Origin of the sequence: Pseudoduganella sp. SL102 (genome assembly GCF_027856995.1) — a bacterium.
GTDB classification, from domain to species: Bacteria; Pseudomonadota; Gammaproteobacteria; order Burkholderiales; family Burkholderiaceae_D; genus Rugamonas; species Rugamonas albidiflava.
This window is the reverse complement of sequence record NZ_CP115554.1, coordinates 1,986,754-2,010,566: the sequence shown is the minus strand read 5'-3', so window position 1 is coordinate 2,010,566 and position 23,813 is coordinate 1,986,754. Positions and strand designations below refer to the sequence as shown.

General features: G+C 65.5%; 22 protein-coding genes and 1 pseudogene. 5 read left to right on the top strand and 18 right to left on the bottom strand.

Annotation, left to right across the window (positions count from 1 at the left end):
• Positions 1-188 precede the first annotated feature (188 nt).
• The 9 genes from OU994_RS08525 to OU994_RS08485 all read right to left on the bottom strand — a co-directional run bounded on the left by OU994_RS08525 (position 189) and on the right by OU994_RS08485 (position 11,169).
• Positions 189-1,979: an acyl-CoA dehydrogenase gene (locus tag OU994_RS08525; RefSeq protein WP_281610403.1), complete on the bottom strand. Its 1,791-nt coding sequence runs from the start codon at positions 1,977-1,979 to the stop codon at positions 189-191.
• Between the two features lie 86 nt (positions 1,980-2,065).
• Positions 2,066-2,998 (bottom strand): electron transfer flavoprotein subunit alpha/FixB family protein, encoded by a 933-nt coding sequence (locus OU994_RS08520; protein WP_281610402.1) that lies wholly within the window; start codon positions 2,996-2,998, stop codon positions 2,066-2,068.
• Between the two features lie 110 nt (positions 2,999-3,108).
• Positions 3,109-3,858 (bottom strand): electron transfer flavoprotein subunit beta/FixA family protein, encoded by a 750-nt coding sequence (locus OU994_RS08515; RefSeq protein ID WP_281610401.1) that lies wholly within the window; start codon positions 3,856-3,858, stop codon positions 3,109-3,111.
• A gap of 306 nt (positions 3,859-4,164) precedes the next feature.
• A complete protein-coding gene (locus tag OU994_RS08510; protein ID WP_130190229.1) occupies positions 4,165-4,392 on the bottom strand; it encodes a sulfurtransferase TusA family protein in 228 nt (75 codons plus the stop codon).
• A gap of 276 nt (positions 4,393-4,668) precedes the next feature.
• Positions 4,669-5,622 carry a beta-1,6-N-acetylglucosaminyltransferase gene (locus tag OU994_RS08505; protein WP_281610400.1) on the bottom strand — a complete coding sequence of 318 codons (954 nt, stop codon included), beginning with the start codon at positions 5,620-5,622 and terminating at the stop codon, positions 4,669-4,671.
• A 266-nt stretch (positions 5,623-5,888) separates the two neighbouring features.
• Positions 5,889-8,498, bottom strand: coding sequence for an alanine--tRNA ligase (alaS, locus tag OU994_RS08500; RefSeq protein WP_281610399.1), 2,610 nt, complete (start codon positions 8,496-8,498; stop codon positions 5,889-5,891).
• 87 nt (positions 8,499-8,585) lie between these two features.
• Positions 8,586-9,329 carry a glycerophosphodiester phosphodiesterase gene (gene ugpQ, locus OU994_RS08495; protein ID WP_281610398.1) on the bottom strand — a complete coding sequence of 248 codons (744 nt, stop codon included), beginning with the start codon at positions 9,327-9,329 and terminating at the stop codon, positions 8,586-8,588.
• Between the two features lie 192 nt (positions 9,330-9,521).
• Positions 9,522-9,845: a hypothetical protein gene (locus OU994_RS08490; protein WP_281610397.1), complete on the bottom strand. Its 324-nt coding sequence runs from the start codon at positions 9,843-9,845 to the stop codon at positions 9,522-9,524.
• 112 nt (positions 9,846-9,957) lie between these two features.
• Positions 9,958-11,169 (bottom strand): MFS transporter, encoded by a 1,212-nt coding sequence (locus tag OU994_RS08485; RefSeq protein ID WP_281610396.1) that lies wholly within the window; start codon positions 11,167-11,169, stop codon positions 9,958-9,960.
• 95 nt (positions 11,170-11,264) lie between these two features.
• Here OU994_RS08485 and OU994_RS08480 point away from each other — a divergent pair, with 95 nt between their 5' ends.
• Entirely contained in the window at positions 11,265-12,164 is a 900-nt protein-coding gene (locus tag OU994_RS08480; RefSeq protein WP_281610395.1) for a LysR substrate-binding domain-containing protein, read from the top strand.
• A gap of 31 nt (positions 12,165-12,195) precedes the next feature.
• On the opposite strand, the gene OU994_RS08475 is transcribed toward OU994_RS08480, so the two are convergent.
• From OU994_RS08475 to OU994_RS08450, 6 genes are read right to left on the bottom strand one after another with little or no spacing between them, the layout of a single operon-like run.
• Positions 12,196-12,804, bottom strand: a complete 609-nt coding sequence (locus tag OU994_RS08475) for a hypothetical protein (protein ID WP_281610394.1) — start codon at positions 12,802-12,804, stop codon at positions 12,196-12,198.
• A 15-nt stretch (positions 12,805-12,819) separates the two neighbouring features.
• Positions 12,820-13,386, bottom strand: coding sequence for a hypothetical protein (locus tag OU994_RS08470; RefSeq protein ID WP_281610393.1), 567 nt, complete (start codon positions 13,384-13,386; stop codon positions 12,820-12,822).
• Between the two features lies 1 nt (position 13,387).
• Complete coding sequence (locus OU994_RS08465; protein ID WP_281610392.1) at positions 13,388-14,260, bottom strand: hypothetical protein; 873 nt, start codon at positions 14,258-14,260, stop codon at positions 13,388-13,390.
• Positions 14,260-15,042 (bottom strand): hypothetical protein, encoded by a 783-nt coding sequence (locus OU994_RS08460; protein ID WP_281610391.1) that lies wholly within the window; start codon positions 15,040-15,042, stop codon positions 14,260-14,262. Before OU994_RS08460 ends, OU994_RS08465 begins: the two co-directional genes overlap by 1 nt.
• Positions 15,042-15,545, bottom strand: a complete 504-nt coding sequence (locus OU994_RS08455) for a hypothetical protein (RefSeq protein WP_131147284.1) — start codon at positions 15,543-15,545, stop codon at positions 15,042-15,044. Before OU994_RS08455 ends, OU994_RS08460 begins: the two co-directional genes overlap by 1 nt.
• A 30-nt stretch (positions 15,546-15,575) precedes the next feature.
• The gene (locus tag OU994_RS08450) at positions 15,576-15,869 is read right to left on the bottom strand and encodes a DnaJ domain-containing protein (protein WP_131147285.1); all 294 of its coding nucleotides are present in this window, start codon (positions 15,867-15,869) and stop codon (positions 15,576-15,578) included.
• A gap of 141 nt (positions 15,870-16,010) precedes the next feature.
• Between OU994_RS08450 and OU994_RS08445 the strand changes: the two genes are divergently transcribed.
• The 3 genes from OU994_RS08445 to OU994_RS08435 all read left to right on the top strand — a co-directional run bounded on the left by OU994_RS08445 (position 16,011) and on the right by OU994_RS08435 (position 20,872).
• Positions 16,011-17,777, top strand: coding sequence for a glutamine--tRNA ligase/YqeY domain fusion protein (locus tag OU994_RS08445; protein WP_281610390.1), 1,767 nt, complete (start codon positions 16,011-16,013; stop codon positions 17,775-17,777).
• Between the two features lie 216 nt (positions 17,778-17,993).
• Positions 17,994-19,802 (top strand): CHASE domain-containing protein, encoded by a 1,809-nt coding sequence (locus OU994_RS08440; RefSeq protein WP_281610389.1) that lies wholly within the window; start codon positions 17,994-17,996, stop codon positions 19,800-19,802.
• Positions 19,803-20,014: 212 nt separating this feature from the next.
• Entirely contained in the window at positions 20,015-20,872 is an 858-nt protein-coding gene (locus tag OU994_RS08435) for a hypothetical protein (RefSeq protein ID WP_281610388.1), read from the top strand.
• 136 nt (positions 20,873-21,008) lie between these two features.
• Here OU994_RS08435 and OU994_RS08430 read toward each other — a convergent pair whose 3' ends face one another.
• The 3 genes and pseudogenes from OU994_RS08430 to OU994_RS08420 form a co-directional block, all read right to left on the bottom strand.
• Positions 21,009-21,251: a hypothetical protein gene (locus OU994_RS08430; RefSeq protein ID WP_131147288.1), complete on the bottom strand. Its 243-nt coding sequence runs from the start codon at positions 21,249-21,251 to the stop codon at positions 21,009-21,011.
• Between the two features lie 197 nt (positions 21,252-21,448).
• Positions 21,449-21,745, bottom strand: a complete 297-nt coding sequence (locus OU994_RS08425; RefSeq protein WP_281610387.1) for a hypothetical protein — start codon at positions 21,743-21,745, stop codon at positions 21,449-21,451.
• Between the two features lie 62 nt (positions 21,746-21,807).
• A pseudogene (locus OU994_RS08420) lies at positions 21,808-22,639 on the bottom strand (sugar nucleotide-binding protein).
• 136 nt (positions 22,640-22,775) lie between these two features.
• On the opposite strand from OU994_RS08420, the gene OU994_RS08415 reads away from it, so the two are divergent.
• Positions 22,776-23,801 (top strand): CDP-6-deoxy-delta-3,4-glucoseen reductase, encoded by a 1,026-nt coding sequence (locus OU994_RS08415; RefSeq protein ID WP_281610386.1) that lies wholly within the window; start codon positions 22,776-22,778, stop codon positions 23,799-23,801.
• Positions 23,802-23,813 lie beyond the last annotated feature (12 nt).

Here is a 23,813-nt window from a genome sequence, read left to right as displayed (position 1 = left end):
CCCAGAGGCAACGCATGAAAGCGTACAGGAAGGTTTTACGGTGTTAAACCGGCATTACAAAACTGCATAACAAGCGCTACAGTTTGGTGAAACTTTCGTTGCTTCGGCGCCGAGTTGCCGCCGTGCCGGGGGGCTGCGCTGCAGTCCGGCGAGATTGCCGTCACTGCAGCGCGGTGGCCTGCCCGGGCTTAGAACATCTCTTCCGGCAGCGCCAGCACGCCGGCGTGGCCCTCGACGATGGCGGCACGCATCGCGGTCGATTGCGCCACGAAGTGGTCGGCAAAGAAGCGCGCGGTGGTGATCTTGGCGCGGTAGAACGACGCATCGCCAGCGCCGGACGACAGCTTCTGCTGCGCGATCAGGGCGGCGCGCGCCATCTGCCAGCCGCCCAGCACGATGCCGGCCAGCTTCAGGTAGGGCACGCTGCCGGCGAACACCGCCTTCACGTCGCTCTTCGCGTTGGCCAGCACGAAATCGACCACCGCTTCGAGGTCGGTCGCGCCCTGCTCCAGCCGCGCACGGATGACGGCCAGGTCGCCGCTTTCCAGTTCGCCCAGCTGGGTGGCCGTTGCGCGCGCCTGCGCCAGCAGGTGCCTGGCCACCTTGCCGCCGTCGCGCAGGGTCTTGCGGCCCACCAGGTCGTTGGCCTGGATCGCCGTGGTGCCTTCGTAGATCGTCAGGATCTTCGCGTCGCGGTAGTGCTGCGCGGCGCCGGTCTCCTCGATGAAGCCCATGCCGCCATGCACCTGCACGCCGTCGCGCGCCACGTTCTCGCTCATTTCCGTCGACCAGCCCTTGATCACTGGGACCAGGTATTCGTAGATGGCCTGGTGCGCCGCGCGCGTTTCCTCGTCCTCGTGGTGGTGGGCGATATCGTGGAAGCCGGCGCCCACGTAGGCCAGCGCGCGCGCCGCCTCGGTCTGCGCCCGCATCGACATCAGCATGCGCCGCACATCCGGGTGGTGGATGATCGGCACCGGGCCGCTGGAGCCGGCCAGGTCGCGCGACTGCACGCGGTCGCGGGCGAACGCCACGGCCTTCTGGTACGCGTTCTCGGCCAGGCCGATACCCTGCATGCCCACGCCGAAACGGGCCGCGTTCATCATGATGAACATGTATTCGAGGCCGCGGTTTTCCTCGCCCACCAGCGTGCCGATCGCGCCGCCGTTGTCGCCGAACTGCAGCACCGCCGTGGGGCTGGCCTTGATGCCCAGCTTGTGCTCGATGGAGACGCAGTGCGCGTCGTTGCGCGCGCCCAGCGAACCGTCCGCGTTGACGAGGAACTTCGGCACGATGAACAGCGAGATGCCCTTCACGCCCGGCGGCGCATCCGGCGTGCGCGCCAGCACCAGGTGCACGATGTTTTCCGTCATGTCGTGCTCGCCGTAGGTGATGAAGATCTTGGTGCCGAAGATCTTGTAGGTACCGTCGCCCTGCGGCTCGGCGCGGGTGCGCACGGCGGCCAGGTCCGAACCGGCCTGCGGTTCCGTCAGGTTCATCGTGCCGGTCCATTTACCGGTCACGAGCGGCTCCAGGTACGTGGCCTTCTGCTCGTCGCTGCCCGCCGTCATCAGCGCTTCGATGGCGCCGTCGGACAGCAGCGCCACCAGGGCGAACGACAGGTTCGCCCCGTGCAGCATTTCCACGCACGGCGTGCCGACCAGCTTCGGCAAGCCCTGGCCGCCGAAGTCCTGCGGGTGCTGCAAGCCTTGCCAGCCGGCGTCGGCGAACTGGCGGAAGGCTTCCTTGAAACCCTTGGTGGTGGTGACCTGGCCGTCGTGCCAGTAGCTGGGCTCCTTGTCGCCGGCGTGGTTCAGCGGGTCGATCACGCCGCTGACGAACTTGGCGTTTTCTTCCAGCACGGCTTCGGCCGTGTCGCGCGTGGCGTCCTCGCAGCCGGGCAGCGCGCTGATGGCATCCAGGTTGGCCAGTTCGCTCATCACGAACAGCATGTCTTTGATCGGGGCGGTATAGCTCATTGTCGTCTCCAAAAAAAAAGCCACGGTGGCCGGGCGGTGGTGCCTGGCCAGCGTGGCTCGATGTCAGCTTGTTCCCTCGTGCGGAATCAGCCCAGTTCTTTTACCAGTGCCGGAACGATCTCGAACAGGTCGCCGACGATGCCGTAGTCGGCCACCGAGAAGATCGGTGCTTCCGGATCCTTGTTGATCGCCACGATCGTCTTCGAATCCTTCATGCCGGCCAGATGCTGGATCGCGCCGGAAATGCCGACGGCGATGTACAGCGACGGCGCGACGATCTTGCCGGTCTGGCCGACCTGCCAGTCGTTCGGCACGAAGCCGGCGTCGACGGCGGCGCGCGAGGCACCCATGGCCGCGTTCAGCTTGTCGGCCAGCGGTTCCAGGACCTTGAAGTTGTCGGCCGAACCGATGCCGCGGCCGCCGGAAACGATGACCTTGGCGGCCGTCAGTTCCGGGCGGTCCGACTTGGCCACTTCACGGCCCACGAAGCTCGACTTGCCGGAATCGGCGACCGCCGCGATGTTTTCAACGGCGGCCGAGCCACCGGTGGACGCAGCGGAATCGAAGCCGGTGGTGCGCACCGTGATGACCTTCACCTTGTCGGACGATTGAACGGTGGCGATCGCGTTGCCGGCGTAGATCGGGCGCTCGAACGTGTCGGGCGAATCGACCTTGGTGATCTCGGAAATCTGTGCCACGTCCAGCTTGGCGGCCACGCGCGGCAGGATGTTCTTGCCGTAGGCGGTGGCCGGGGCCAGGATGTGCGAGTAAGCGCCGGCCACGGCCAGGATCTGCTCGGCCACGTTCTCGGCCAGGCCATCGGCGAAGTGCGGCGCGTCGGCCAGCAGCACCTTGCTGACGCCGGCGATCTGCGCGGCCTGCTGCGCGGCGGCCGAGGCGTTGGCGCCGGCGACCAGGACATGGACTTCACCGCCGGCCTGCGCGGCCGCGGTAACGGTGTGGTGGGTGCTGCCTTTCAGGCTGGCGTTGTCGTGTTCTGCGATGACGAGTGCGACCATGATTTTTCCTTGTCTGTTACCCCAGAGGCAGAGGCAGGGGTCTGACCCGCCGGGTCAGACCCCAGGTTTTGCACCTGGGGTGAAAATATGCGTTTCGGGCTCGCCGACTGTTAGATGACTTTGGCTTCGGTGCGCAGCTTCGACACCAGCGTGGCAACGTCCGGCACCATGACACCGGCGGAGCGCTTGGCCGGCTCGGCCACTTTCAGCGTCTTCAGGCGCGGCGTCACGTCCACGCCCAGGTCTTCCGGCTTGATCGTTTCCAGCGGCTTTTTCTTGGCCTTCATGATGTTCGGCAGCGTCACGTAGCGCGGCTCGTTCAGGCGCAGGTCGGTGGTGACGATGGCCGGCAGCGACAGCGACAGCGTTTCCAGGCCGCCGTCCACTTCACGGGTCACGGTGACCTTGCCGTCTTCCAGCACCACTTTCGAGGCGAACGTGGCTTGCGGCCAGCCCAGCAGCGCGCCCAGCATCTGGCCGGTCTGGTTCGAATCGTCGTCGATGGCCTGCTTGCCCAGGATGATCAGCTGCGGCTGTTCCTTGTCGGCCAGCGCCTTCAGCAGCTTGGCCACGGCCAGCGGCTCCAGGTCGGCGGCCGTTTCGATCAGCACGCCGCGGTCGGCGCCGATCGCCATGCCCGTGCGCAGCGTTTCCTGGCACTGCGCCACGCCGGCCGATACCGCCACGATCTCGGTCACCTTGCCCGCTTCCTTCAGGCGCGTGGCTTCTTCCAGGGCGATCTCGTCGAACGGATTCATCGACATTTTGACGTTGGCGATATCGACGCCAGTGCCGTCGGACTTCACGCGTACCTTGACGTTGTAGTCGACCACGCGCTTGACAGGTACCAGGACTTTCATGGGATGCCTTTGGGAAAAGTGATAAGTGAAATGGGCTAGATTATAGAAGTTTTTCCAGGCCACGGCGGAATTAAAGCACGACCGTACGATTTCATGTTAGTAGCAGTCCTCTAAAACGAATCTTGTTCGACGGGGTCGCTCGACAGGTACTGAAAATTCCGTTTCCGGCGCCAATGCCAGCCATGGGTCGGCCATGAGTGAGCCTGATTCAGCCATGGAAACAACAAGGGGACAGTCCTGCTGCCAGGAACTGTCCCCTTGTTGATGCCATCGCCCTGCGGCGGCGGCGCCGTCACTGCCCCCGGGTCACTTGCGCTGCATCAGGAAAGTGAACTCAGCGCCCTGCTGGACATGCGACAACAATGGATTGCCGGTCTGCTTGGCGAACGCCTGGAAGTCGCGCACGGAACCGGGATCGGTCGCCACGATGCGCAACACCTGGCCGCTCTCCAGTTCGGCCAGCGCCTTCTTCGCCTTCAGGATCGGCAGCGGGCAGTTCAAGCCCCGTGCATCGATTTCCTTGTGAAATTCCATGGTTTCGGTGTCGAGTAAAGTATCGCTCATCAAGATTCCCGCAAATGATTGTGCTGAGTCATGACAGTCTACTCCAAAAAATGCGTCGTGACGCGGTGCACCAAAAGACTTCGCGGCTCGATGCAAAATTGCAACAGATAATACCCAAAAGTAAAGACAAGCGGAAGCCTGCGACCGAAAACCGCAGTATAGGCGAAAACCGGGCTTTGCCGCAGCGCGTCATGCGATGCCACCGCAGCGCAGCAGAGTGTACGTCGGATCGGCGCGGACGCGCGCTCAGGACACTGGCATGCCGTGCGCCGCACGCACCTGCCCGGCCCGCACCGCCTCGATCTTGTCCAGCAGGCTGGCGGAACGCTGCGCGTCGAACTTGCGGGCAAACAGCTTGCCGGATGAGTACAGCGGCTCGAAGTCGCGGTCGACCAGGATGGCGGGGTCTTCGCGCTGGGGATTCCAGTCGATGTAGTGCAGCGACGCCTTGTTCTCGTTCTTCATCTCGCCGGGCCGGCGCCGGCCATCCACGTCATACAGGTTCAGCGTGGCGGCATGGGGCGAGTTCAGCACGATAGTCTGGAAATAGATCTCGTCGCTGCAGGACACGCTCTGGAAGAATTCCAGGAACCGGCCGTTGCGCGGATCGTGCGTGAAATCGACGATATGGCGCGCGATGTCCTGGCTGATGCACCAGGACGTGGAGCCGCGGTAGGCTTGCATGCCGTCGACGAAACGGCGGTCCGGCAGGCGGGCGCTGACCACCTTGACGACCTTGGCCGCGACACGGCGCAGGAAGCGCGTCGGCAGCCTGGCATACAGGTCGTGGTAGCAGTAGTTGCGGATCTTGGTGACCTGGTCCGTCCCGTCCGCCAGCGCATAGAAATTCATGTAGCTGCGGCCCGGGTGGCGGCGCAGCACTTCCAGCAGGTGGCCGTGGGAATGCAGCGGGAAGTCGCGGCCGCTGAGGAAGATGTAGTAGTCGTGCGTGCCTGCCCGCAGCGCGTGTTCGAGCAGCTTGAGCATGGCGGCAACCTGGGAAAAACCGCCCCAGTTCACTTTCACGGGGTCGGGAACGAAATCGACGGGCACGTCGCCGCAAGCCGAGGCAAATACCGCCGGGTCGAACTTGGCGTCGATATGCGCGTAGATCGCCACGTTTTCCGCGTGGACGGCACGGGCCAGGCGGCCGAACAGTTCCGGCTGGTCGTGGGCCAGTATCAGGTATGCAATCCGCATTCATTCTCCTTGCTATGCCGCTGCCGCATCGCTTGCCCCGGGCCGCCGGACATGCCACCGGTGCCAGGACGAGGACTGGTGCGCCTGGCCCGGCGCCACCATGCGCGGCGTTCGCTGCCGGCGGCATGGCGCACGGCAACCGGCACAAAGGGAGCAGTGTATAGCATAACTTGCACTTTAATCAATTGACGCGGCCGAAAAAAAGGCGGCCGCGGCCGCCTTTCCTGGCCGGCTTGCGCCGGACCGGATGCGTCAGGTCGACAGCATCAGATGCGCTGTTCCACCCAGCCCTGCACGCCGGCCAGGGCTTCCGGCAACGCGGCCGGATTGGTGCCGCCGGCCTGCGCCATGTCCGGCCGGCCACCGCCCTTGCCGCCCACCTGCTGGGCCACGAAGTTGACCAGTTCGCCGGCCTTGACCTTGCCGATCGAATCGGCGGTGACGCCGGCGATCAGGCTGACCTTGTCGCCGTTGACGGACGCCAGCACGATCGCGGCCGTCTTCAGCTTGTCCTTCAGCTTGTCCATCGTTTCGCGCAGCGCGTTCACGTCGGCACCTTCCAGCGTGGCGGCCAGCACCTTCAGGCCCTTGATGTCGATGGCCTTGGTGGCCAGCTCGTCGCCCTGGCCGGAAGCCAGCTTCGACTTCAGCGCGTTCAATTCCTTTTCCAGCGCCTTGACCTGGTCCTGCACCTGGCCGATGCGCGAAGTGATCTCTTCCGGCGTCGATTTCAGTGCCGCGGCGGCTTCGTTCAGGCGGCGGTTCATTGCCTGCACCAGCGCCAGCGCGCCCTCGCCCGTCACCGCTTCCACGCGGCGGATACCGGCCGCCACGCCGCCTTCGGAGACGATCTTGAACAGGCCGATGTCGCCGGTGCGCGTGACGTGTACGCCGCCGCACAGCTCTTTCGACGAACCGATGTCCAGCACGCGCACTTCGTCGCCGTACTTCTCGCCGAACAGCGCCATCGCGCCATGCTTGACGGCGTCGTCGAACGACATGTGCTGGGCCTTGACCGGATGGTTTTCCAGGATCTCGGCATTGACGATCGCCTCCACCTGCGCGATCTGCTCGGCCGTCAGCGGCGCATTGTGGCTGAAGTCGAAGCGGGTCTTGTCCGGGTCGACCAGCGAACCCTTTTGCTGCACGTGGCCGCCCAGCACTTCGCGCAGCGCCTTGTGCATCAGGTGCGTGGCGGAGTGGTTGCGGATGGTGCGCGCGCGCTTCACGGTATCGACTTGCGCGGAGACCTTGTCGCCCACCTTCAGGCTGCCGTTTTCCAGCACGCCATGCTGGCCGAACACGTCCGCCTGGATCTTCAGCGTGTCATCCACGGTGAACTTCGCGCCGGCGCTCTGGATGATGCCCTGGTCGCCCACCTGGCCGCCGGATTCGGCGTAGAACGGCGTGGTGTCCAGCACCACGATGCCCGCTTCACCGGCCTTCAGTTCCTGCACCGGCGCACCGTTCGCGTACAGCGCGATCACGGACGAATCGAATACCAGCTGCTCGTAGCCGACGAAGCTCGTCTTCGCGCCCGTGTACGCCACGTTGGCGGCCATCTTGAACTTGCCGGCGGCTTTCGCGGTGCGCCGCTGGTTTTCCATCGCCGCGGTGAAGCCTTCCTCGTCCAGCGTCACGCCGCGCTCGCGGCAGATGTCGGCCGTCAGGTCGAGCGGGAAGCCGTAGGTGTCGTACAGCGTGAAGGCGGTGCCGCCATCGAGCTTGTGCGGATCCTTGACCAGCTGCGCTTCGAGGATCTTCATGCCGTTTTCCAGCGTTTCGCCGAAGCGCTCTTCTTCCGTCTTCAGGACTTGCTGCACGTAGGCCAGCTTGTCCGTCAGTTCCGGATAGGCCGTGCCCATTTCCTTGTCCAGGTCCGCGGCCAGCTTGTAGAAGAACGGCTTGGTCTGGCCCAGCTTGTGGCCGTGGCGCAGCGCGCGGCGGATGATGCGGCGCAGTACGTAGCCGTGGCCTTCCGAGCTCGGGATGATGCCGTCGACGATCAGGAAGGAGGCGGCGCGGATATGGTCGGCGATCACGCGCAGCGACTTGCTTTCCAGGTCTTCCGTGTGGGTTTCGCGGGCGGCGGCCTTGATCAGGGCCTGGAACAGGTCGATCTCGTAGTTGCTGTGCACATGCTGCAGCACCGCGGCCAGGCGCTCCATGCCCATGCCGGTATCGACGCACGGCTTCGGCAGCTTCGTCATGTTGCCGGCTTCGTCGCGGTTGAACTGCATGAACACCAGGTTCCAGATCTCGATGAAGCGGTCGCCGTCTTCCTCGGCCGAACCCGGCGGGCCGCCCCAGATGTCGGCGCCGTGGTCGTAGAACACCTCGGTGCACGGGCCGCACGGGCCGGTGTCGGCCATTTGCCAGAAGTTGTCCGACGCGTAGCGGGCACCCTTGTTGTCGCCGATGCGGATGATGCGTTCCTTCGGCACGCCGATCTCGTTCGCCCAGATGTCGTAGGCTTCGTCGTCTTCCTGGTAGACGGTGACGGTCAGCTTCTCGGCCGGCAGGCCATACACCTTGGTCAGCAGTTCCCACGCATAGGCGATCGCGTCGCGCTTGAAGTAGTCGCCGAAGCTGAAGTTGCCCAGCATCTCGAAGAACGTGTGGTGGCGCGCCGTGTAGCCCACGTTTTCCAGGTCGTTGTGCTTGCCGCCGGCGCGCACGCAGCGCTGCACGGTGGTGGCGCGCGAATACGGGCGGGAATCCAGGCCCAGGAACACGTCCTTGAACTGCACCATGCCGGAGTTCGTCAGCAGCATGGTCGGATCGTTGCCAGGGACCAGCGGGCTGGAACGGACGATCGTGTGACCCTTGGACTCGAAGAATTTGAGGAACTTCTCGCGGATTTCGGATGATTTCATTTGGCTGGTGCAGGTTATTAGAGACAGGCTGAAGGCGGGCGGGCGCCCTGGCTGAAATGCAAAACGTTGATTATATAACGCTTGGCACTACTTGAAGTCGGCTGGCAGGAGGTCGATCCGGTCGGTGCAGATCGCGTCCACGCCCCAGGACAGCAGCGCGCGGGCGCGCGCGGCATCGTTGACGGTATAGCAAAACAGGCCGAAACCGGCCGCTTTCACGGCGCGCGCCAGCGCCGGCGTCAGCCTGGCATGGTCGACATGCACCGACAGCACGCCCAGTTCGCGGGCCTGCCCTTCCCAGTCGTCCGGCAAGCCTTCGAAGGCGATCGCGCGGGGCAGTTCGGGTGCCGCGGCGCGCGCGGCGCGCAGCGCGGTGGGGCTGAACGACGACAGCAGCGGCAAGCGGCCTGCGTCGCTTTCGCCGGGAAACAGCTGGCGCACCGTTTCGGCCACATAGCGCCCGGTGGCGGCATCGTGGCCCGGCGCCGGCTTGATTTCCACGTTCATCCAGATGCCATGGCCCTTGCAGTACTCGGCGAACGGCACGAACAGCGGGACCGGCTCGCCGGCGAACGCGGGGCCGAACCATGCGCCGGCATCGAGCCTGGCGAGAGCGGCCGCGTCGGTTTCCGCAACGCTGCCCGGGCCGGCCACGGTGCGGCCGAACTCCGGATCGTGCATGACGACGCCGACGCCGTCGCGCGACAGCATCACGTCGAACTCGACCGCGCGATAGCCATGGCGCAGGCCGGCCGCCAGCGCTGCGATGGTGTTTTCCGGGGCGGTCGTGCCGCCGCCGCGGTGCGCGATCATGGTTGGATAGTGCCACATGGCTGCGACACTACCATGCTCGCCGCGAAAAAGGCAAAAAGCGGATCCGTGCGGGCAAAAAAAGGCCGCTTCACCATCGAAGCGGCCCTGTAAGGCGCCGGTTGCCACCGCGGGACGATGCCAAAGGCCGGGGTTCGCCACGGCATCGTCCCGGGAGCGGGGCCCGTGGCCCGCCGGCGCCGTCGCCCCAACTCAATGCAGGTGCAGCTTGAAGTCGATCAGTTCATTGTGCATGCGGCTGACCGCCGATTTCATCTGGGCCGACAACGGCAGGCCGCTGCCGCACACGCGGCGGGCGCGGGAACCCAGCAGTTCCATGTCGGCGATCAGCTTGACGATGCGGGCCCGGTCGCGCAACGCGGCGATTTCAGCGATGCGGTCGGATTGCCGGTCCAGCTTCTGGATGTAGTCGCGCAATTCCCCTGGCAGGTTGCGTTCGGCGGACAGCGCCTGCGCGGCCTGGCCGATGACAAGCTGGATACTGCTGATGCGGCTGCGGATTTCCTGTTCTCCCATGGTCCTCTCCGTGATGTGCGCGGCAGCGGGATGCGCCGTTCATGCTTGGAGGGAGCGCGCGGCCGAAGGTTGCCTGAGTCCGCCTCCTGCTTGAGAGGCCTCAAGTTTCCCGTCATGCGGGCTTCGCCACCAGTGCCGTGGCCACGGGTACCAGCGTGCGCAGCCGCAACGCGACCAGCAGCCCGATACCCAGCAATGCCGCCTGCAGCGCCACCACGCCCGGCCAGCCCCCATGGGCCCACAGCACGCCGCACAGCCAGCCGACCACGCTCGAGCCGAGGTAATAAAAGAACAGGTACAGCGCCGATGCCAGGGCTTGCGGCGCGCGGGCGCGGCGGCCCACCCAGCTGCTGGCCATCGAATGGGAGGCGAAGAACGAGAAGGTGAACAGCGCCATGCCGGCGACGATCGCCACCAGGTTGTTGGCCAGCGTGAGCAACAGGCCGGCCAGCATCGCCGACAGCGTGGCCCACAGCACCTTGCGGCGGCCCAGGCGATCCGCCAGGCGCCCCGCCCACACGGAACTGTAGATGCCCAGCAGGTACAGGAACGAGATGCCGCCGACCAGCCCCTGGCGCAGCGAGAACGGCTCGCCCAGCAGCCGGAAGCCGATGAAATTGTAGGCGCTGACGAAGCAGCCCATCAGCAGGAAGGCCAGCGCGTACAGCCATGGCAGGCCGGCGTCGCCCAGATGGCGGCGCAGGCCGGCCGCCATGCCCGCCAGTCCGCCCTGCGCCGCCCTGAAATGGCGCGACTCGGGCAGGCTGCGCCAGAATTCCCAGGCCGCATACAGGCCGGCCGCGCCCATTGCCGCCAGCGCCACGCGCCAAGAAAACACGTCGGACAGGGTGGACGTGACGACCCGCCCCAGCATGCCGCCGAACGCGCTGCCGCTGATGTACAGGCCCATCGACAGGCCCAGCGATTCGGGTTCCACTTCCTCGCTCAGGTAAGCCATCGCCACGGCCGGCATGCCGCCCAGCCCGAGGCCCAGCAGCGCGCGCGCCGCGAGCAGTTGGGGGTAGTCGCGCGCCAGCGCGCACACCAGCGTCATCACGGCGGCCAGGCACAGGGCGGTCACCATCAGGCCCTTGCGGCCGATACGATCGGACACGATCGACGACAGCAGCAGCGACACGGCCAGCGCACCGGTCGACACCGACAGCGACAGGCTGCTTTGCGCCGGCGTCAGCGCGAACTGGTGCGCCAGCAGCGGCATCAGCGGCTGCACGCAGTACAGCAGGGCAAAGCAGGAAAAGCCGCCGAAGAACAGTGCGCGGTTGGTGCGCCGGAAGGCGGGGCTGGCGGGAGAGAGGCGTTCCATGATGAGCTTTCAACGACGATGGAGCCATCGGAGGCTTGCCCGGTATAAGCGTCCAATATATATTTGAGTCTCCATTAATACTTTAAAGCGATAACATGGAACTGCGGCACTTGCGTTATTTCGTCGCCGTGGCCGAGGAACTGAGCTTCACGCGCGCCGCCGAGCGGCTGCACATCGGCCAGCCGCCGCTGAGCCAGCAGATCCAGGCGCTGGAACACGAGGTCGGCGCGCGGCTGTTCGAGCGCAGCAAGCGCTGGGTACGGCTGACGGAAGCGGGCAAGCTGTTCCTGGCGGACGCGCGGCGCGTGCTGGCGCTGGCCGAACAGGCCAAGGAAACCGCGCGCCGCGCGCAGCGGGGCGAAGCGGGCGAGCTGCGCATCGGCTTTACGTTCTCGACACCGTTCACCACGCTGTTCGCCGCGGTGGTACGGCGCTACCGCCAGCAATATCCGGGCGTGCTGCTGACCTTCCATGAAATGGCCACCCTGCCGCAGCTGGAGAAGCTGGAAGCACGCGAGCTGGACCTGGGCTTCGTGCGCACCGTCAGCGTGCCGATTCCCGAAACCATCACCCTGACGACCCTGCGCCACGACCCGTTGCGGCTGGTGCTGCCGGCGGACTGGCCGATCGCGGCGATGGAAACCATCACCGTGAAAGACCTGGAAGGGTTGCCCTTCGTGATCTTCCCGAAGGATGCCGGCACCGGCATCCACCCGCAACTGTTCCGCATGTGCCGGGCCGCGGGCTTTACGCCGCAGATCGCGATGGAAGCGGGCGAAGCGTCGACCATCATCGGGCTGGTCGCCGCCGGCTGCGGCATCTCGGTGCTACCCAGTTCGTTCGAGGGGATCCACATGGAAGGCGTGGTCTACCGGCCGCTGGCCGACCCGCAGGCAACGACCGCGCTGCTGCTGGCGCAGCGCAGCGATGACGGCGGGCCGCTGGTGGCGGCATTCGTGGCGCTGGCCAGGGCCGCCGCGCAAGAGGAGGCCTAGGGAACCTGGCGGGCCCGGATGCCCGGCGGCATTACCGGATTGCGGTCCCATCCGGCCCGTAGCGCCGCAGCGCCTCGATCGCCGCCGACCTCGTTTCCCGATCCGCGCCGCACAACTGTGCCTCCAGCCCGAGATAATGCGCTTCCTCCTGTGCCGAAGCGCGTGGGACCTGAAGTGCCCGCAGCAGCGCCCGGGCCGCCGCATGCATCGCGCCGCCCTCCTCGCCGGCCAGGATGACCTGCCTGAAGAACGCGATGGCCGCTTCGCTGGCGGGGGTGCAGGCGATGGAGGCGATCACGCCGGGCCGCGCGCGTTCGTCGTAGCCGGGATAGTCCTCGATCATATGCTGCTGATAGCGCAGGTCGCCGGTAAGGTCGACGATCTGGCGTTGCAGCCAGTGCACGCCGGAGTTCCGCCCCCGCATGCGCGGCTCCAGCTCCGTGGCCACTGCCAGAGCCCTGCCGGGATCGAGCCGGAACAGCCAGTCGGACGCCCAGGGAAGCTCCTGCACCAGCATGTCGAAGACCGTGGTCTTTTCATGGTCCGCCAGGCCTTCGAAGGCGTCGCGGCTGTAGCCATCCGCCTTCTCGCTGCCGGTCATGTGGAATTGCCTGAGGAAGTTCTCGAATGCCTGCGTCACCGGTGTCCCCACATATCAAGGCGAGCGTGCCTGCCGCCGCTTTTCGATGGCCTCCTGCATCGCCCGCAATCGCGCACGCCTGGCTTGCCAGTCGGCCGCCTGGGCCTCGTCCAGCCCGATCGTGAAGTCCGTCCAGGAACCGGTGAAATTGCACACATGGTTCCAGGCGCGCCGCACGTGCAATGCCGCCCCCCGCAAGTCCGAGTCGAGCAGGCTGATGTGCAGCGAGCCGTCCGTGCGGAACACCTGCCTTGCATGGCCATCGGCCGCGAGCGCCCCTTCCCATTCGCGTTGCTGCACGGGCGATGCGGGCAGCAGTGTCATCTGGAAGACGTCATCGATGCGCGCCACGTGCCGCCGGATTTCCTCGCACAGCCCGTGCACCCGCTCGTCCCCGGTATCCCTGAGTTCCCTGGCGTTGGCCGCATAGCGCAGCGCCAGCACGGCGTCGTACCACTCGGCCGCCGTGGCGGCCCTGTTCACCATCGCATGGAAACGGTTCGGTGAAATCCGATGAAGCGCTTCGACCAGCTGCATCAGGTCAGCCGGAATGGCCGCGATGTCTGCTGCGCTGGTCGCCACGTCAGTCGTAATCGGCGTCCAGCTCGGAGCCGGCGTAGTTCTCCAGCTCGGCGAACAGGGTCTTCATCGCCGTGCGCCCCGGGATGTGCTGCAGCACCGTGCAACCCTTGCGGTAGGTGTCGATCCGGTTCAGCAGCACGGCGTGGTGCTGCGCGGGGACGGCGGCGACGAGTTCGGCCCAGCCGGCTTCGAAGTCGGGCTTGTTGGCGCGCACCGCCTTCACGAAGCGTTCGAAATCCTTCTGGCCGGTGCGGGCCACGATGCGCCCGCCGCCTTCGACGGCGAAGATGATCGCCAGCGCGATCACGCCTTCCGCGTTCAGGTCGGTATCCTTGACGGCGCCGGCGCTGTTGTGGCGGCGCAGCCAGTTGGCGAAACGCACCACGGCCTGCGCTTCCTGCCGCTGCTTCAGCTGTTCCTGGTAGCGCGCCGGGCCATCCCAGTTCGCGTTCGGGTCCGTCAGGCAGATGTCGAAGAAGATGTCGCGCAGCCGACGCTGCGCGTACACGGGATCCTGGTCGTATTCGCCGACCAGCGTATCTTCCGGCATGGCGGCCAGGTCCTTCAGCTGGCGAAAGCCGGCCTGGAATGCCGCCTCGGCACCGTTATCGACGAGGAAGTCCAGCGCGGCCTCGTCGCTGTCCACCGCCAGCAGCTGCTCGAGGCCCAGCGAGACACCGCCCACCGTGAGGTTGACGGCCTTCTGGATGCCTTCGGAAGTGCGGTGGTTGGTGAACTTCTCGGCGACCATCGCCGTGATGCCGGCCAGCTCGTCGGCCAGCATCAAGGCCGCGTCCGGGCGGTCGTCGCCCGGCAGCAGCTTGATCGCGCGCGTGAGTCTCGGCAGGTTTTCGCGTACGAGTGCCGGCAGCATCAGGAGAAGATCCCCGTGCCGAGGTTGCGGCGCCCGCCGCGCGCGCTGGCATTGCGGGTGCTCGGCACCTGCTTGCGCAGCCGGTACAGCAGCTCCTTGGTGGAGCGCTGCAGCACGGACGGTTCTTCGTCGTCCGGATCGTCGGAGTATTCGGCGTCGGCCAGGTCGGCACTGTGGCGGAATTCCGGGAACAGTTCGAACAGCGCGCGGTCCCAGCCATCTTCGCTGGCTTGCGCCAAAGCGACAGCCAGCGGCACCACGTCGCTGTCGGACGACGACTGCGCCGTGATGTACTGGCCCTTCGAGATCACCTCGCCGGCCACTTCCAGCATTTCCTTCGGTGCCAGCGAGAACACGATGGCGAACACGGTCGCGCCATGGTCGGTGGCGGAAGCTTCCTGCAGCAGTTCGCGGCGGCGCTCCTCGTTCTCGGTGCCGAACACCACGCCGTGGATGTGATTGAACAGCCCCTCGGCGATGCGCTCGGGATCATCCTCGATCATGTCCTCGTTCCAGGTGGCGGCGATGTAGGCCAGGCTGTCGGCCCACGCCTTGGGCGGCACCAGCAGCGTGGCCAGCGACAGCTTGCCGCCATCGAAGCCGGCCATGTGCAGCGCCGTCACATGCGGCGGAATGTTCTGCAGCACCTCGGCCACGGCCAGGTCGCCGTGCTGCTCGGCCGCGTCGGCGAATGCCTGCTCGGCGTGGCTCAGCGAGCCGGCCAGCACCAGTTCGGTAACCTGCTTGCTGATCGCGGGCAGATTGGACTTTTCGTCGGACATCAACGCTCTCCTTCCTGGTCGAACATCTGGGTGAATTCCTCGCTGGCGCCGCCTTCTTCCTCGTCGTCATCGCCTTCGTCGCCTTCGGCCAGCTGGTCGAGCGACGTATCGTCGTCGTCCCACATGCGCGGGTGCTTGTGCAGGAACGCGGTCACGATGGCCTGGCGGCCCAGGTCCGGATGGTTTTCCTCGATCGCCTCGAGCATGCGGGCCGGCTCGCCTTCCGGGCACGACACGGCCGCGAACACCCGCGCCGGATCGCCGAACTCGAAGTCCTCGGCATCGGCCAGCAGCGTCTTCGGCTCGGCGATGTCGATCACGTCGACCAGCGCGAACGCCATCATGTTCAAGTCTTCGATACCGGCGCCATTGGCATACTCGGTCACCAGCGCCTTCGTCATCGCCTGGTAATTCTTGCGGTCCGGCGGGTCGCCGAGGATGCCCTCGATCTGCTCGGCCAGTTCGCGCGCCTGGAAGGCGAACTCGGGGTGTACTCTTCTCATTGCTGACTCTTTTCGTAAATGCTTGTTGACTCAGGCCACTGGCAGGCTCACGCCATGCAGGCTGAAGACGGAGCGCCACAGCTGGTAGGCTTCCTCTTCCGGGTCGATGATGATCCGGTGGTTCAGGCTCTGGTTGTATTCTTCCCGCTTGGCCGGGTCGGACAATACCTCGTATGCCTTGACGATGGCCTTGAAACGGGCGTCGGCACCCGGCTCGGGATTGCGGTCCGGGTGAAAGCGCATCGCCAGCGAGCGGTAGATCTTCTTGATCTCGTCTTCCGTCGCGTTCGGAGCGATGCCGAGCACGTTGTACAAATTATCCATGGTTTTATCCTGCCTCGTAACTCTCGTCCAAAACGTGGGCGTAAGGGCGAATTATCCTATAGAAAACCATCGGCCGTCCCGCCGCGCAGGCGTGCGTACGGTAAAATGGCCGTCAATCGACTCCCATACCTGCCTTCGTACATGAGCAACGACAAAAAGACAGCCGCAGCGGCCCCAGCACCGAATTTCCTTTGCAACATCGTCGAGCATGACCTGGCCACCGGCGCGCACCAGCGCGAGGGACTGCCTTCCGTCATCACCCGGTTCCCGCCCGAGCCGAACGGTTACCTGCACATCGGCCATGCCAAGTCGATCTGCCTGAACTTCGGCCTGGCGCGCGATTACCAGGGGCGCTGCCACCTGCGCTTCGACGACACCAATCCTGCCAAGGAAGAGCAGGAATACGTCGACTCGATCATGGACAGCGTGAAATGGCTGGGCTTCAGCTGGGAAAACCAGGATCCGGCCGGCGGCGACGCCTACCTGCACTATGCCAGCGATTATTTCGACCGGTTGTACGAGATGGCGGAATACCTGATCACGGCCGGCTACGCCTACGTGGACAGCCAGAGCGCCGAGGAAATGGCGGCCAACCGGGGTAATTTCAATACGCCGGGCGTGAATTCGCGGTTCCGCAACCGCCCCGCCGAGGAATCGCTGCAACTGTTCCGCGACATGAAGGCGGGCAAGTACGCCGACGGCGAACACATCCTGCGCGCCAAGATCAGCGAAGACGCGATGGCGTCGCCGAACATGAACCTGCGCGATCCGGCCATCTACCGGATCCGCCACGCGCACCACCACCGTACCGGCGACAAGTGGTGCATCTACCCGATGTACGACTACACGCACCCGATTTCGGATGCGCTGGAAAACATCACGCACTCGGTGTGCACGCTGGAATTCCAGGATCACCGCCCGTTCTACGACTGGCTGCTGGAAACCCTGGCCGCAGGCGGCTTCTTCAAGAAGCCCCTGCCGAAGCAATATGAATTCTCGCGGCTGAACCTGACGTACATCGTCACGTCCAAGCGCAAGCTGCGCCAGATGGTCGAGGAAGGCATCGTCGACGGCTGGGACGATCCGCGCCTGTCCACCCTGGTGGGCATGCGCCGCCGCGGCTTCACGCCGGAAGGCATCCAGCTGATGGCCGAGCGCACCGGCGTGACGAAATCGGATGGCTGGATCGACTTCGGCGTGCTGGAAGGCGCCGTGCGCGAAGACCTGGACCCGAAGGCGCCGCGCGCCATCGCCGTGCTCAAGCCGCTGAAACTGATCGTCGACAATTTCCCCGCCGGCGACAGCGTGGAATGCAGTTCGCCCGTGCACCCGCACCACCCCGAGCTGGGCAACCGCACGTTCCCATTCACCCGCGAACTGTGGATCGAGGAAGAAGACTTCATGGAAGTGCCGTCGAAGGGCTATTTCCGCTTCTATCCGCCGATCGGCGACCAGCCGGGCGCGCGCGTGCGCCTGAAGTATGGCTTCGTGGCCGAATGCACCGGTTACGACAAGGACGACAGCGGCAAGGTGATCGCGGTGCACGTCAACTACTTCCCCGACAGTAAATCGGGTACGGACGGCGCCAACAACTACAAGGTCAAGGGCAATATCCACTGGGTCAGCGCCAGCGCCGCGCTGGAAGCGGAAGTGCGGCTGTACGACCGCCTGTTCACGGATCCGCAGCCCGATGCCGGCGGCAAGGACTTCAAGGAATTCCTCAACCCGAAAGCCAAGGAAGTCGTCACCGCCTACCTGGAGCCGGGCCTGAAGGATGCGCAAGCCGAACAGCGCTTCCAGTTCGAACGGCACGGCTACTTCGTGGCCGACCGGGTCGATTCCCGGCCGGGCAAACCCGTGTTCAACCGGATCGTCACGCTGAAAGACAGCTGGGGCAGCACGAAGTAACCTGGCAGACGAGGCCGCCCGCGAGGCGGCCTTTTTTCAGGCGCGGCCAGACACCTCCAGTCACAATGACTAAATGCCCTTCGGTTGTCCACGACAGCAGGAACAGGTCTGTGGCCACCGCAACGATTAACGTCCGATAGTGGCTTTGTTCTTGACGCAGCTCACACCGACTGCCTATATTTTGACCACGAACCCTGCTACCTCCGCACGCCGTCCATGAATCAACCTCTGTCAGGAAAACTGCACGAAGCCAAACCTTCCTGGTGGAGCGGCGTATTGCTGTCGATGCTGGTTGGCGCGGGTTTCTATGCATGGATGGCCAATTCGCTGGAAAGCGAGGCGCTGGACCGCTTCCGCAACCAGGCCCGCAGCATCCAGTACAACATTGCCGGCGGCATCAAGGCGTGTACCGACGTGCTGCGCGGTACCGCCAGCCATTTCCAGGCCAGCGAAGGCATGTCGCCGCAAAGTTTCCACCGCTACGTGCGCGGCCTGGACATTCCCCACAACTTCCCGTCCATCGCCAGCATCAACTTTGCCCAGTACGTGCCGCATGAACGCCGCGCCGCGTTCGAACAGCAGATGCACAGCGCGACGGTGCGTGAACTGGGGTATCCGGAATTCCGCATCTCGCCGCCCGGCCAGCGCGCCTCCTACACCGTCATCACGCTGCTCGAACCGATGTTCGGCGCCAAGGCCAAGTTCGGCTACGACCTGGCATCGCGCCCCGGCACCGCCCAGGCCCTGGACATCGCGCGCGACACGGGCACGATCTCGAGCTCTGGCCTGCCGGTGCAATTGCCGGAAGCGCCCACCCAGTTCGGCATGCCGCTGCGGCTGCCCGTCTACCGCGCCGACATGCCGGTCGATACGGTGCCGCAGCGGCGCGCCGCCTACCTGGGGTCGGTCGACATCGGCTTTTCGGTACCGCGCCTGGTGGAGGCGGCGATGGTCGATACGCCGGTGCGTGAAATCCGCGTGCGGCTGTACAACACCGCCCCCGGCACGCCGCCGAACAGCAAGGCGCCCCCCGGCCACCTGCTGTTCGACAGCGTCGAACCGTCCGCCGCGCAGGCGCCGCCGGACAGCCATGTGCAACTGAGCCTGCCGCTGAACTTCAACGGCCGGGTGTGGCAAGCGTACTTCGATGCGCCCCGCTCCGCGCTGTTCTCCACGTTCGACGCCTACCTGCCATGGCTTGCCGCCCTGGTCGGCTTCGTCAGCACGCTGTTGATGTATGCGCTGTTCCATGCCCAGGTCTCGTCGCGGCGCCGGGCGCTGCAGATGGCGCGCGACATGACGCGCGAATTGCGCGACAGCCAGGCCAAGCTGCAACTGTCGCACCAGCGGCTGCGCCGGCTGGCCGCCCATGCCGAGCAGATCAAGGAAGAAGAACGCAAGCGCATCGCCCGCGAGATCCACGACGACCTGGGGCAGAACCTGCTGGCGCTGCGCATCGAGGCCGATATCCTGGCCAGCCGCACGTCGGTGCGCCATCCGCGCCTGCATGCGCGCGCCACCGCCACGCTGAAGCAGATCGACGACACGATCCGCAGCGTGCGCAACATCATCAACGACCTGCGGCCGAACGTGCTGGACCTCGGCCTGTCCGCCGCCGTCGAATGGCAGACCACGCAATTCCGCAAGCGCTCCGGCATCGAATGCGACGTGGTGGACCCGGAGGGCACCCCCGACGTGGATGACCGCTGTGCCGTGGCGCTGTTCCGCGTGCTGCAGGAATCGCTCAGCAATATCCAGCAGCATGCCCGCGCCACGCATGTGCGGGTCGAATTGCGCCAGCTCGGCGGCACCCTGCGCATGACCATCGCCGACAACGGCATCGGCTTGCACGACGGCAGCCGCAACAAGAATGGTTCGTTCGGCCTGGTCGGCATCGAAGAACGCATGAGCCTGCTGGGCGGCGATTGCTCGATCGTCAGCCGGCCACATGGCGGTACCACGGTTACCGTGACCGTGCCGATGGCCTGGCGCGCCACGCAGCCGGCCGGGGCCTTTGCCAACTGACCCTCGGCCTGTTGCGCTACGCGCCGCGACGTTGCCGAACCACAACATCAAACCTCTTTCTCGCTTGACACCCCGCACACGATTGAACCCGCGGCGTTGCCGTACGGAATCTGGTCTTATACTTGGGCCTGTGGAAATTTCCACGTATCAACATGCCGTGGATGGCCGTTCCCGGCAGTCACTTTCCCCAGTTACCACCAGAGAGGATTTACATGATTTCTTTCGAGCAATTCAAACCGTTCGCCGAACTCGACCTGGAGCCCATCAAGGTCAAGCTGATGCATGAAGAATCCGGAGAGGGCTGGTCGCTGGAGAAGGCCAATGCGGTCGAGTTCGAATACCGCCGCTTCCTGTTCCTGATGAAGGCGTTCCCGAATGAACAGACGGCGCCGCTGATGGACGTGGACACGTTCTGGCACTACCACATCCTCGACACCATGAAATACGCCGTCGATTGCGAGAAGGTGTTCGGCTACTTCCTGCATCACTTCCCCTACATCGGCCTGCGCGGCGAAGATGACGTGGAAGCGCACCGCCGCGTGGGCGACCGGATGAAGGAACTGTACGAGGAAACCTTCGGCGAGCCTTACCTGCGCAGCGCCGCTACAGCGTACTCCGGCCGCATCGGCACGGACACCGCCTACTCCGGCCGCATCGGCAAGGAAACCACCGATTCGCAGCGCATCAGCACCGAGGCCGCCTATTCCGGCCGCATCAGCAACGACACCGCGTATTCCGGCCGGATCGGTACGGATACCGCCTATTCGGGCCGGATCAGTGCGCAAACCGCGTATTCGGGCCGGATCGGCACCGATACCGCGTATTCCGGCCGGGTTGCCTATTCGGGCCGCATCAGCGAACCGACCGTTGCCGCGAAGACCGCCTACTCGGGCCGCATCAGCGATGCGAACGTGAATCCGCAAACCGCGTATTCCGGCCGCGTGGGTACCGACACGGCCTATTCGGGCCGCATCAGCGCCACCACGGCCTACTCGGGCCGGATCGAGGCAGCGCCGGCGCAGAACGCCAAGGCGGTAGCGTTCTACACGGAGCGCCCGCGCCTGGCCTGATCGCCCCAAAAGCAAAAACGGCCGGTTCCACGCGGGGACCGGCCGTTTTTTTTCGCACGGACGCAATGCACCGACGCTCGGCGCGGCTTCACTCAGCGGATCGTCACCCGGTGCAGCATCGCCCGGCGCGCCGGCCTCAGTGCGTCATCAATTCGCGCAGTTCGCGGATCGAGTAATCGCTGATCTCGTGCATGCGGATCAGGATCGTGGCGCCGATCGGCAGCGTATTGTGGCGGATCTTGCTGATGACCGGCGGTGCCACCTCGAGCGCGCGGGACAATGCCGCGTCGTTCTTCAGTTGCAGCTTGCTGATGATCGCATCGAGGACGCGGTTCGGATTATAGGACGGGGATGCGGTCAGGTCTTTCAGGAATGACATGTCAAACTCTCTCGGGCAGTGCTCTTGTAAAGCAGTAGCAGGGTTACCAATGTTTCGCCGGCTTGTTACCGGTCTGCGGAGTGACAAACGATCGCTCACGGCGAATTAGTTTGTATGCGGACAATATGGTACACCGATTTGCTTTATTTTTGGCAACTTGCGTGAGAATTGGAGAGATTCCACTACTACATTCTGTGTTATGCGGATGGTCGTGGACACTCGCGCGCCAGCCGCAGCAGCAGCCAGTACCACGTCACGGCCGTCAATGCGGCGAGTTCGGCCAGCACGAACGGCATTAGCAAGGCCGCGCTTTCCTGCCGCACCACCGGCGGTTGTTGCCTGCCCACCTGGTGCCAGCCCAGCTGGTGCCACCCCAGTTCGCGGCGGATCTCGTCCGGCGATGGCAACGGCAACCCGGCGCGCGAGGAAATGCGGCGCCGGGCCATCCAGGCCCGTACTTCTTCCTTGCTGGGATGCTGGCGGTTCGCGTCCATACGACCTCCTGATGGTGTCTGCCTACGTTAGTCGCAAGCGGCAACCGCGCGTTTGCGCCGGGTCAATCCTGCCGGACGCCTGTCACGCTTTGTAGCCCATGGGCAACAGTCGGGTAGCGCAGCCGCATGCCCAGTTCGTTCTTCAGGCGGCCGTTGGCGAGCCGGCGCGATTCGGACATGAACGACAGCAGCGTGGGCGAGACCACCTGGGCCAGCTGCGCGCGCGGCAAACGGGGTGGCCGGGGCAGCCCGACCGCGTCGGCCACGGCATCGAAGTACTCGGCCATGCGCATGCTGCTGTCGTCGACCGCGTGGTAAAACCCGTTGCGGCCGGCCGCGGTACAGCGCCGCGCGGACCAGCGCCGCCAGGTCGTCCGCATGGATGTGGTTGGTGTACACGTCGTCCGCCGCATCCAGCGCGGGGGTGCCCTGGCGCAGGCGCTCCAGCGGCAGGCGGTCCGCCGCATAGATGCCGGGCACGCGCAGGATGGAGAGCCTGCCCTGGGCACGGCGCGCCCAGCCGCGCAGCACGCGTTCCGCGTCGACCCGGCGGCGCGCCCGGATATTGCGGGGCGCCACCGGCTGCGTTTCATCGACCAGGCGGCCCGCCAGGTCGCCATAGACACCGGTGGTACTGACATAAACGACCCTGGCCGCCTCGGGTAGAATGGCGGTCACATTGCGGGTGCGGGTGTCGCGCTCGCCGGCGGCCGGCGGCGGCGCCAGGTGGAGTACCGTGTGCGCCAGGCCGGCGAGCCGGCGCAGCGTGGCCGGCTGGTCGAGGTCGGCCAGCACCGGCACCGCGCCCGCCGCGCGCAGCACGCCGAAGTCGGCACCGTCGCGCGTCACGGCGAACACGCGGTAGCGCGCGCAGAGCAGCGGCAACAGGCGCATGCCTACGTCGCCGCAGCCGAGGATCAGCAGGCGCGGCTTGCCGAGTCGGCCGGTCGGAGCGCGTTTGCGCCAGGGACGGCTGGCCCGGCATGCGGCCGGAGGTTTGTTTGCGTAAGCTTTTCATCTCAAGGATTGTATGACGTTTCAGATTACTGTTCAGCCCAGCGGCCACCAGTTCGCATGCGACGAAGACGAAACCGTGCTGGCGGCCGCGATGCGCGCCGGCGTCGGGCTGCCGTACGGCTGCAAGAACGGCGCCTGCAGTTCCTGCAAGGGCAAGGTGGTCAGCGGCGCCGTGACGCACAAGCCGCACCAGCGCCGCGCGCTGTCCGAGGAAGAGGAAGCCCAGGGCATGTCGCTGTTCTGCTGCGCGCTGCCCCATTCCGACCTGGTGATCTCGGCCCGCGAAGTGGCCGGCAGCGGCGACTTCCCCGTCAAGAAGATGCCGTCGCGCGTGACCACGCTGGAGAAAGTGGCGCCGGACGTGATCGTGATGACCCTGCAGCTGCCCGCCAACGAAGTGCTGGAATACCGCGCCGGCCAGTACATCGAATTCCTGCTGCGCGACGGCAAGCGCCGCAGCTACAGCATGGCCAGCGCACCGGGCGCCGGCCCGATCACGCTGCACATCCGGCACATGCCGGGCGGCCTGTTTACCGACCAGGTATTCAGCACCATGAAGGAGCGCGATATCCTGCGCTTCGAAGGCCCGCTGGGCACCTTCTTCGTGCGCGAGGATTCCGACAAGCCGATGGTGCTGCTGGCTTCCGGCACGGGCTTCGCGCCGATCAAGGCCATCGTCGAGCAGATGCAGGCTTCCGGTTCGCAACGCAAGATGGTGCTGTACTGGGGTGGCCGCCGGCCGCGCGACCTGTACATGCATGCGCTGTGCGAGCAGTGGGCGCGCGAACTGCCGAACTTCAGCTATGTGCCCGTGGTGTCCGACGCGCTCGACGAAGACGGCTGGACCGGCCGCACCGGCTATGTGCACCAGGCCGCGGTGGCCGACCTGCCCGACCTGAGCGGCTGGCAGGTGTATGCCTGCGGCGCGCCGATCGTCGTCGAATCGGCCAGGCGCGATTTCGTGGCCCGCTGCGCCCTGCCGGAAGACGAGTTCTACGCCGACGCCTTCACCACCGAAGCCGACCTGGCCCAACCTTAAACACCCGCGCGA

Excerpts from the sequence above, each read along its gene's own strand:
- OU994_RS08465 (WP_281610392.1), bottom strand. The coding sequence starts at position 14,260 with ATGCTGCCGGCACTCGTACGCGAAAACCTGCCGAGACTCACGCGCGCG.
- OU994_RS08445 (WP_281610390.1), top strand. The coding sequence starts at position 16,011 with ATGAGCAACGACAAAAAGACAGCCGCAGCGGCCCCAGCACCGAATTTC.
- alaS (WP_281610399.1), bottom strand. The coding sequence starts at position 8,498 with ATGAAATCATCCGAAATCCGCGAGAAGTTCCTCAAATTCTTCGAGTCC.
- OU994_RS08415 (WP_281610386.1), top strand. The coding sequence starts at position 22,776 with ATGACGTTTCAGATTACTGTTCAGCCCAGCGGCCACCAGTTCGCATGC.
- OU994_RS08525 (WP_281610403.1), bottom strand. The coding sequence starts at position 1,979 with ATGAGCTATACCGCCCCGATCAAAGACATGCTGTTCGTGATGAGCGAA.
- OU994_RS08425 (WP_281610387.1), bottom strand. The coding sequence starts at position 21,745 with ATGGACGCGAACCGCCAGCATCCCAGCAAGGAAGAAGTACGGGCCTGG.
- OU994_RS08515 (WP_281610401.1), bottom strand. The coding sequence starts at position 3,858 with ATGAAAGTCCTGGTACCTGTCAAGCGCGTGGTCGACTACAACGTCAAG.
- OU994_RS08485 (WP_281610396.1), bottom strand. The coding sequence starts at position 11,169 with ATGGAACGCCTCTCTCCCGCCAGCCCCGCCTTCCGGCGCACCAACCGC.
- OU994_RS08450 (WP_131147285.1), bottom strand. The coding sequence starts at position 15,869 with ATGGATAATTTGTACAACGTGCTCGGCATCGCTCCGAACGCGACGGAA.
- OU994_RS08505 (WP_281610400.1), bottom strand. The coding sequence starts at position 5,622 with ATGCGGATTGCATACCTGATACTGGCCCACGACCAGCCGGAACTGTTC.
- OU994_RS08460 (WP_281610391.1), bottom strand. The coding sequence starts at position 15,042 with ATGTCCGACGAAAAGTCCAATCTGCCCGCGATCAGCAAGCAGGTTACC.
- OU994_RS08455 (WP_131147284.1), bottom strand. The coding sequence starts at position 15,545 with ATGAGAAGAGTACACCCCGAGTTCGCCTTCCAGGCGCGCGAACTGGCC.
- OU994_RS08480 (WP_281610395.1), top strand. The coding sequence starts at position 11,265 with ATGGAACTGCGGCACTTGCGTTATTTCGTCGCCGTGGCCGAGGAACTG.
- OU994_RS08435 (WP_281610388.1), top strand. The coding sequence starts at position 20,015 with ATGATTTCTTTCGAGCAATTCAAACCGTTCGCCGAACTCGACCTGGAG.
- OU994_RS08440 (WP_281610389.1), top strand. The coding sequence starts at position 17,994 with ATGAATCAACCTCTGTCAGGAAAACTGCACGAAGCCAAACCTTCCTGG.
- OU994_RS08490 (WP_281610397.1), bottom strand. The coding sequence starts at position 9,845 with ATGGGAGAACAGGAAATCCGCAGCCGCATCAGCAGTATCCAGCTTGTC.
- OU994_RS08430 (WP_131147288.1), bottom strand. The coding sequence starts at position 21,251 with ATGTCATTCCTGAAAGACCTGACCGCATCCCCGTCCTATAATCCGAAC.
- ugpQ (WP_281610398.1), bottom strand. The coding sequence starts at position 9,329 with ATGTGGCACTATCCAACCATGATCGCGCACCGCGGCGGCGGCACGACC.
- OU994_RS08510 (WP_130190229.1), bottom strand. The coding sequence starts at position 4,392 with ATGGAATTTCACAAGGAAATCGATGCACGGGGCTTGAACTGCCCGCTG.
- OU994_RS08520 (WP_281610402.1), bottom strand. The coding sequence starts at position 2,998 with ATGGTCGCACTCGTCATCGCAGAACACGACAACGCCAGCCTGAAAGGC.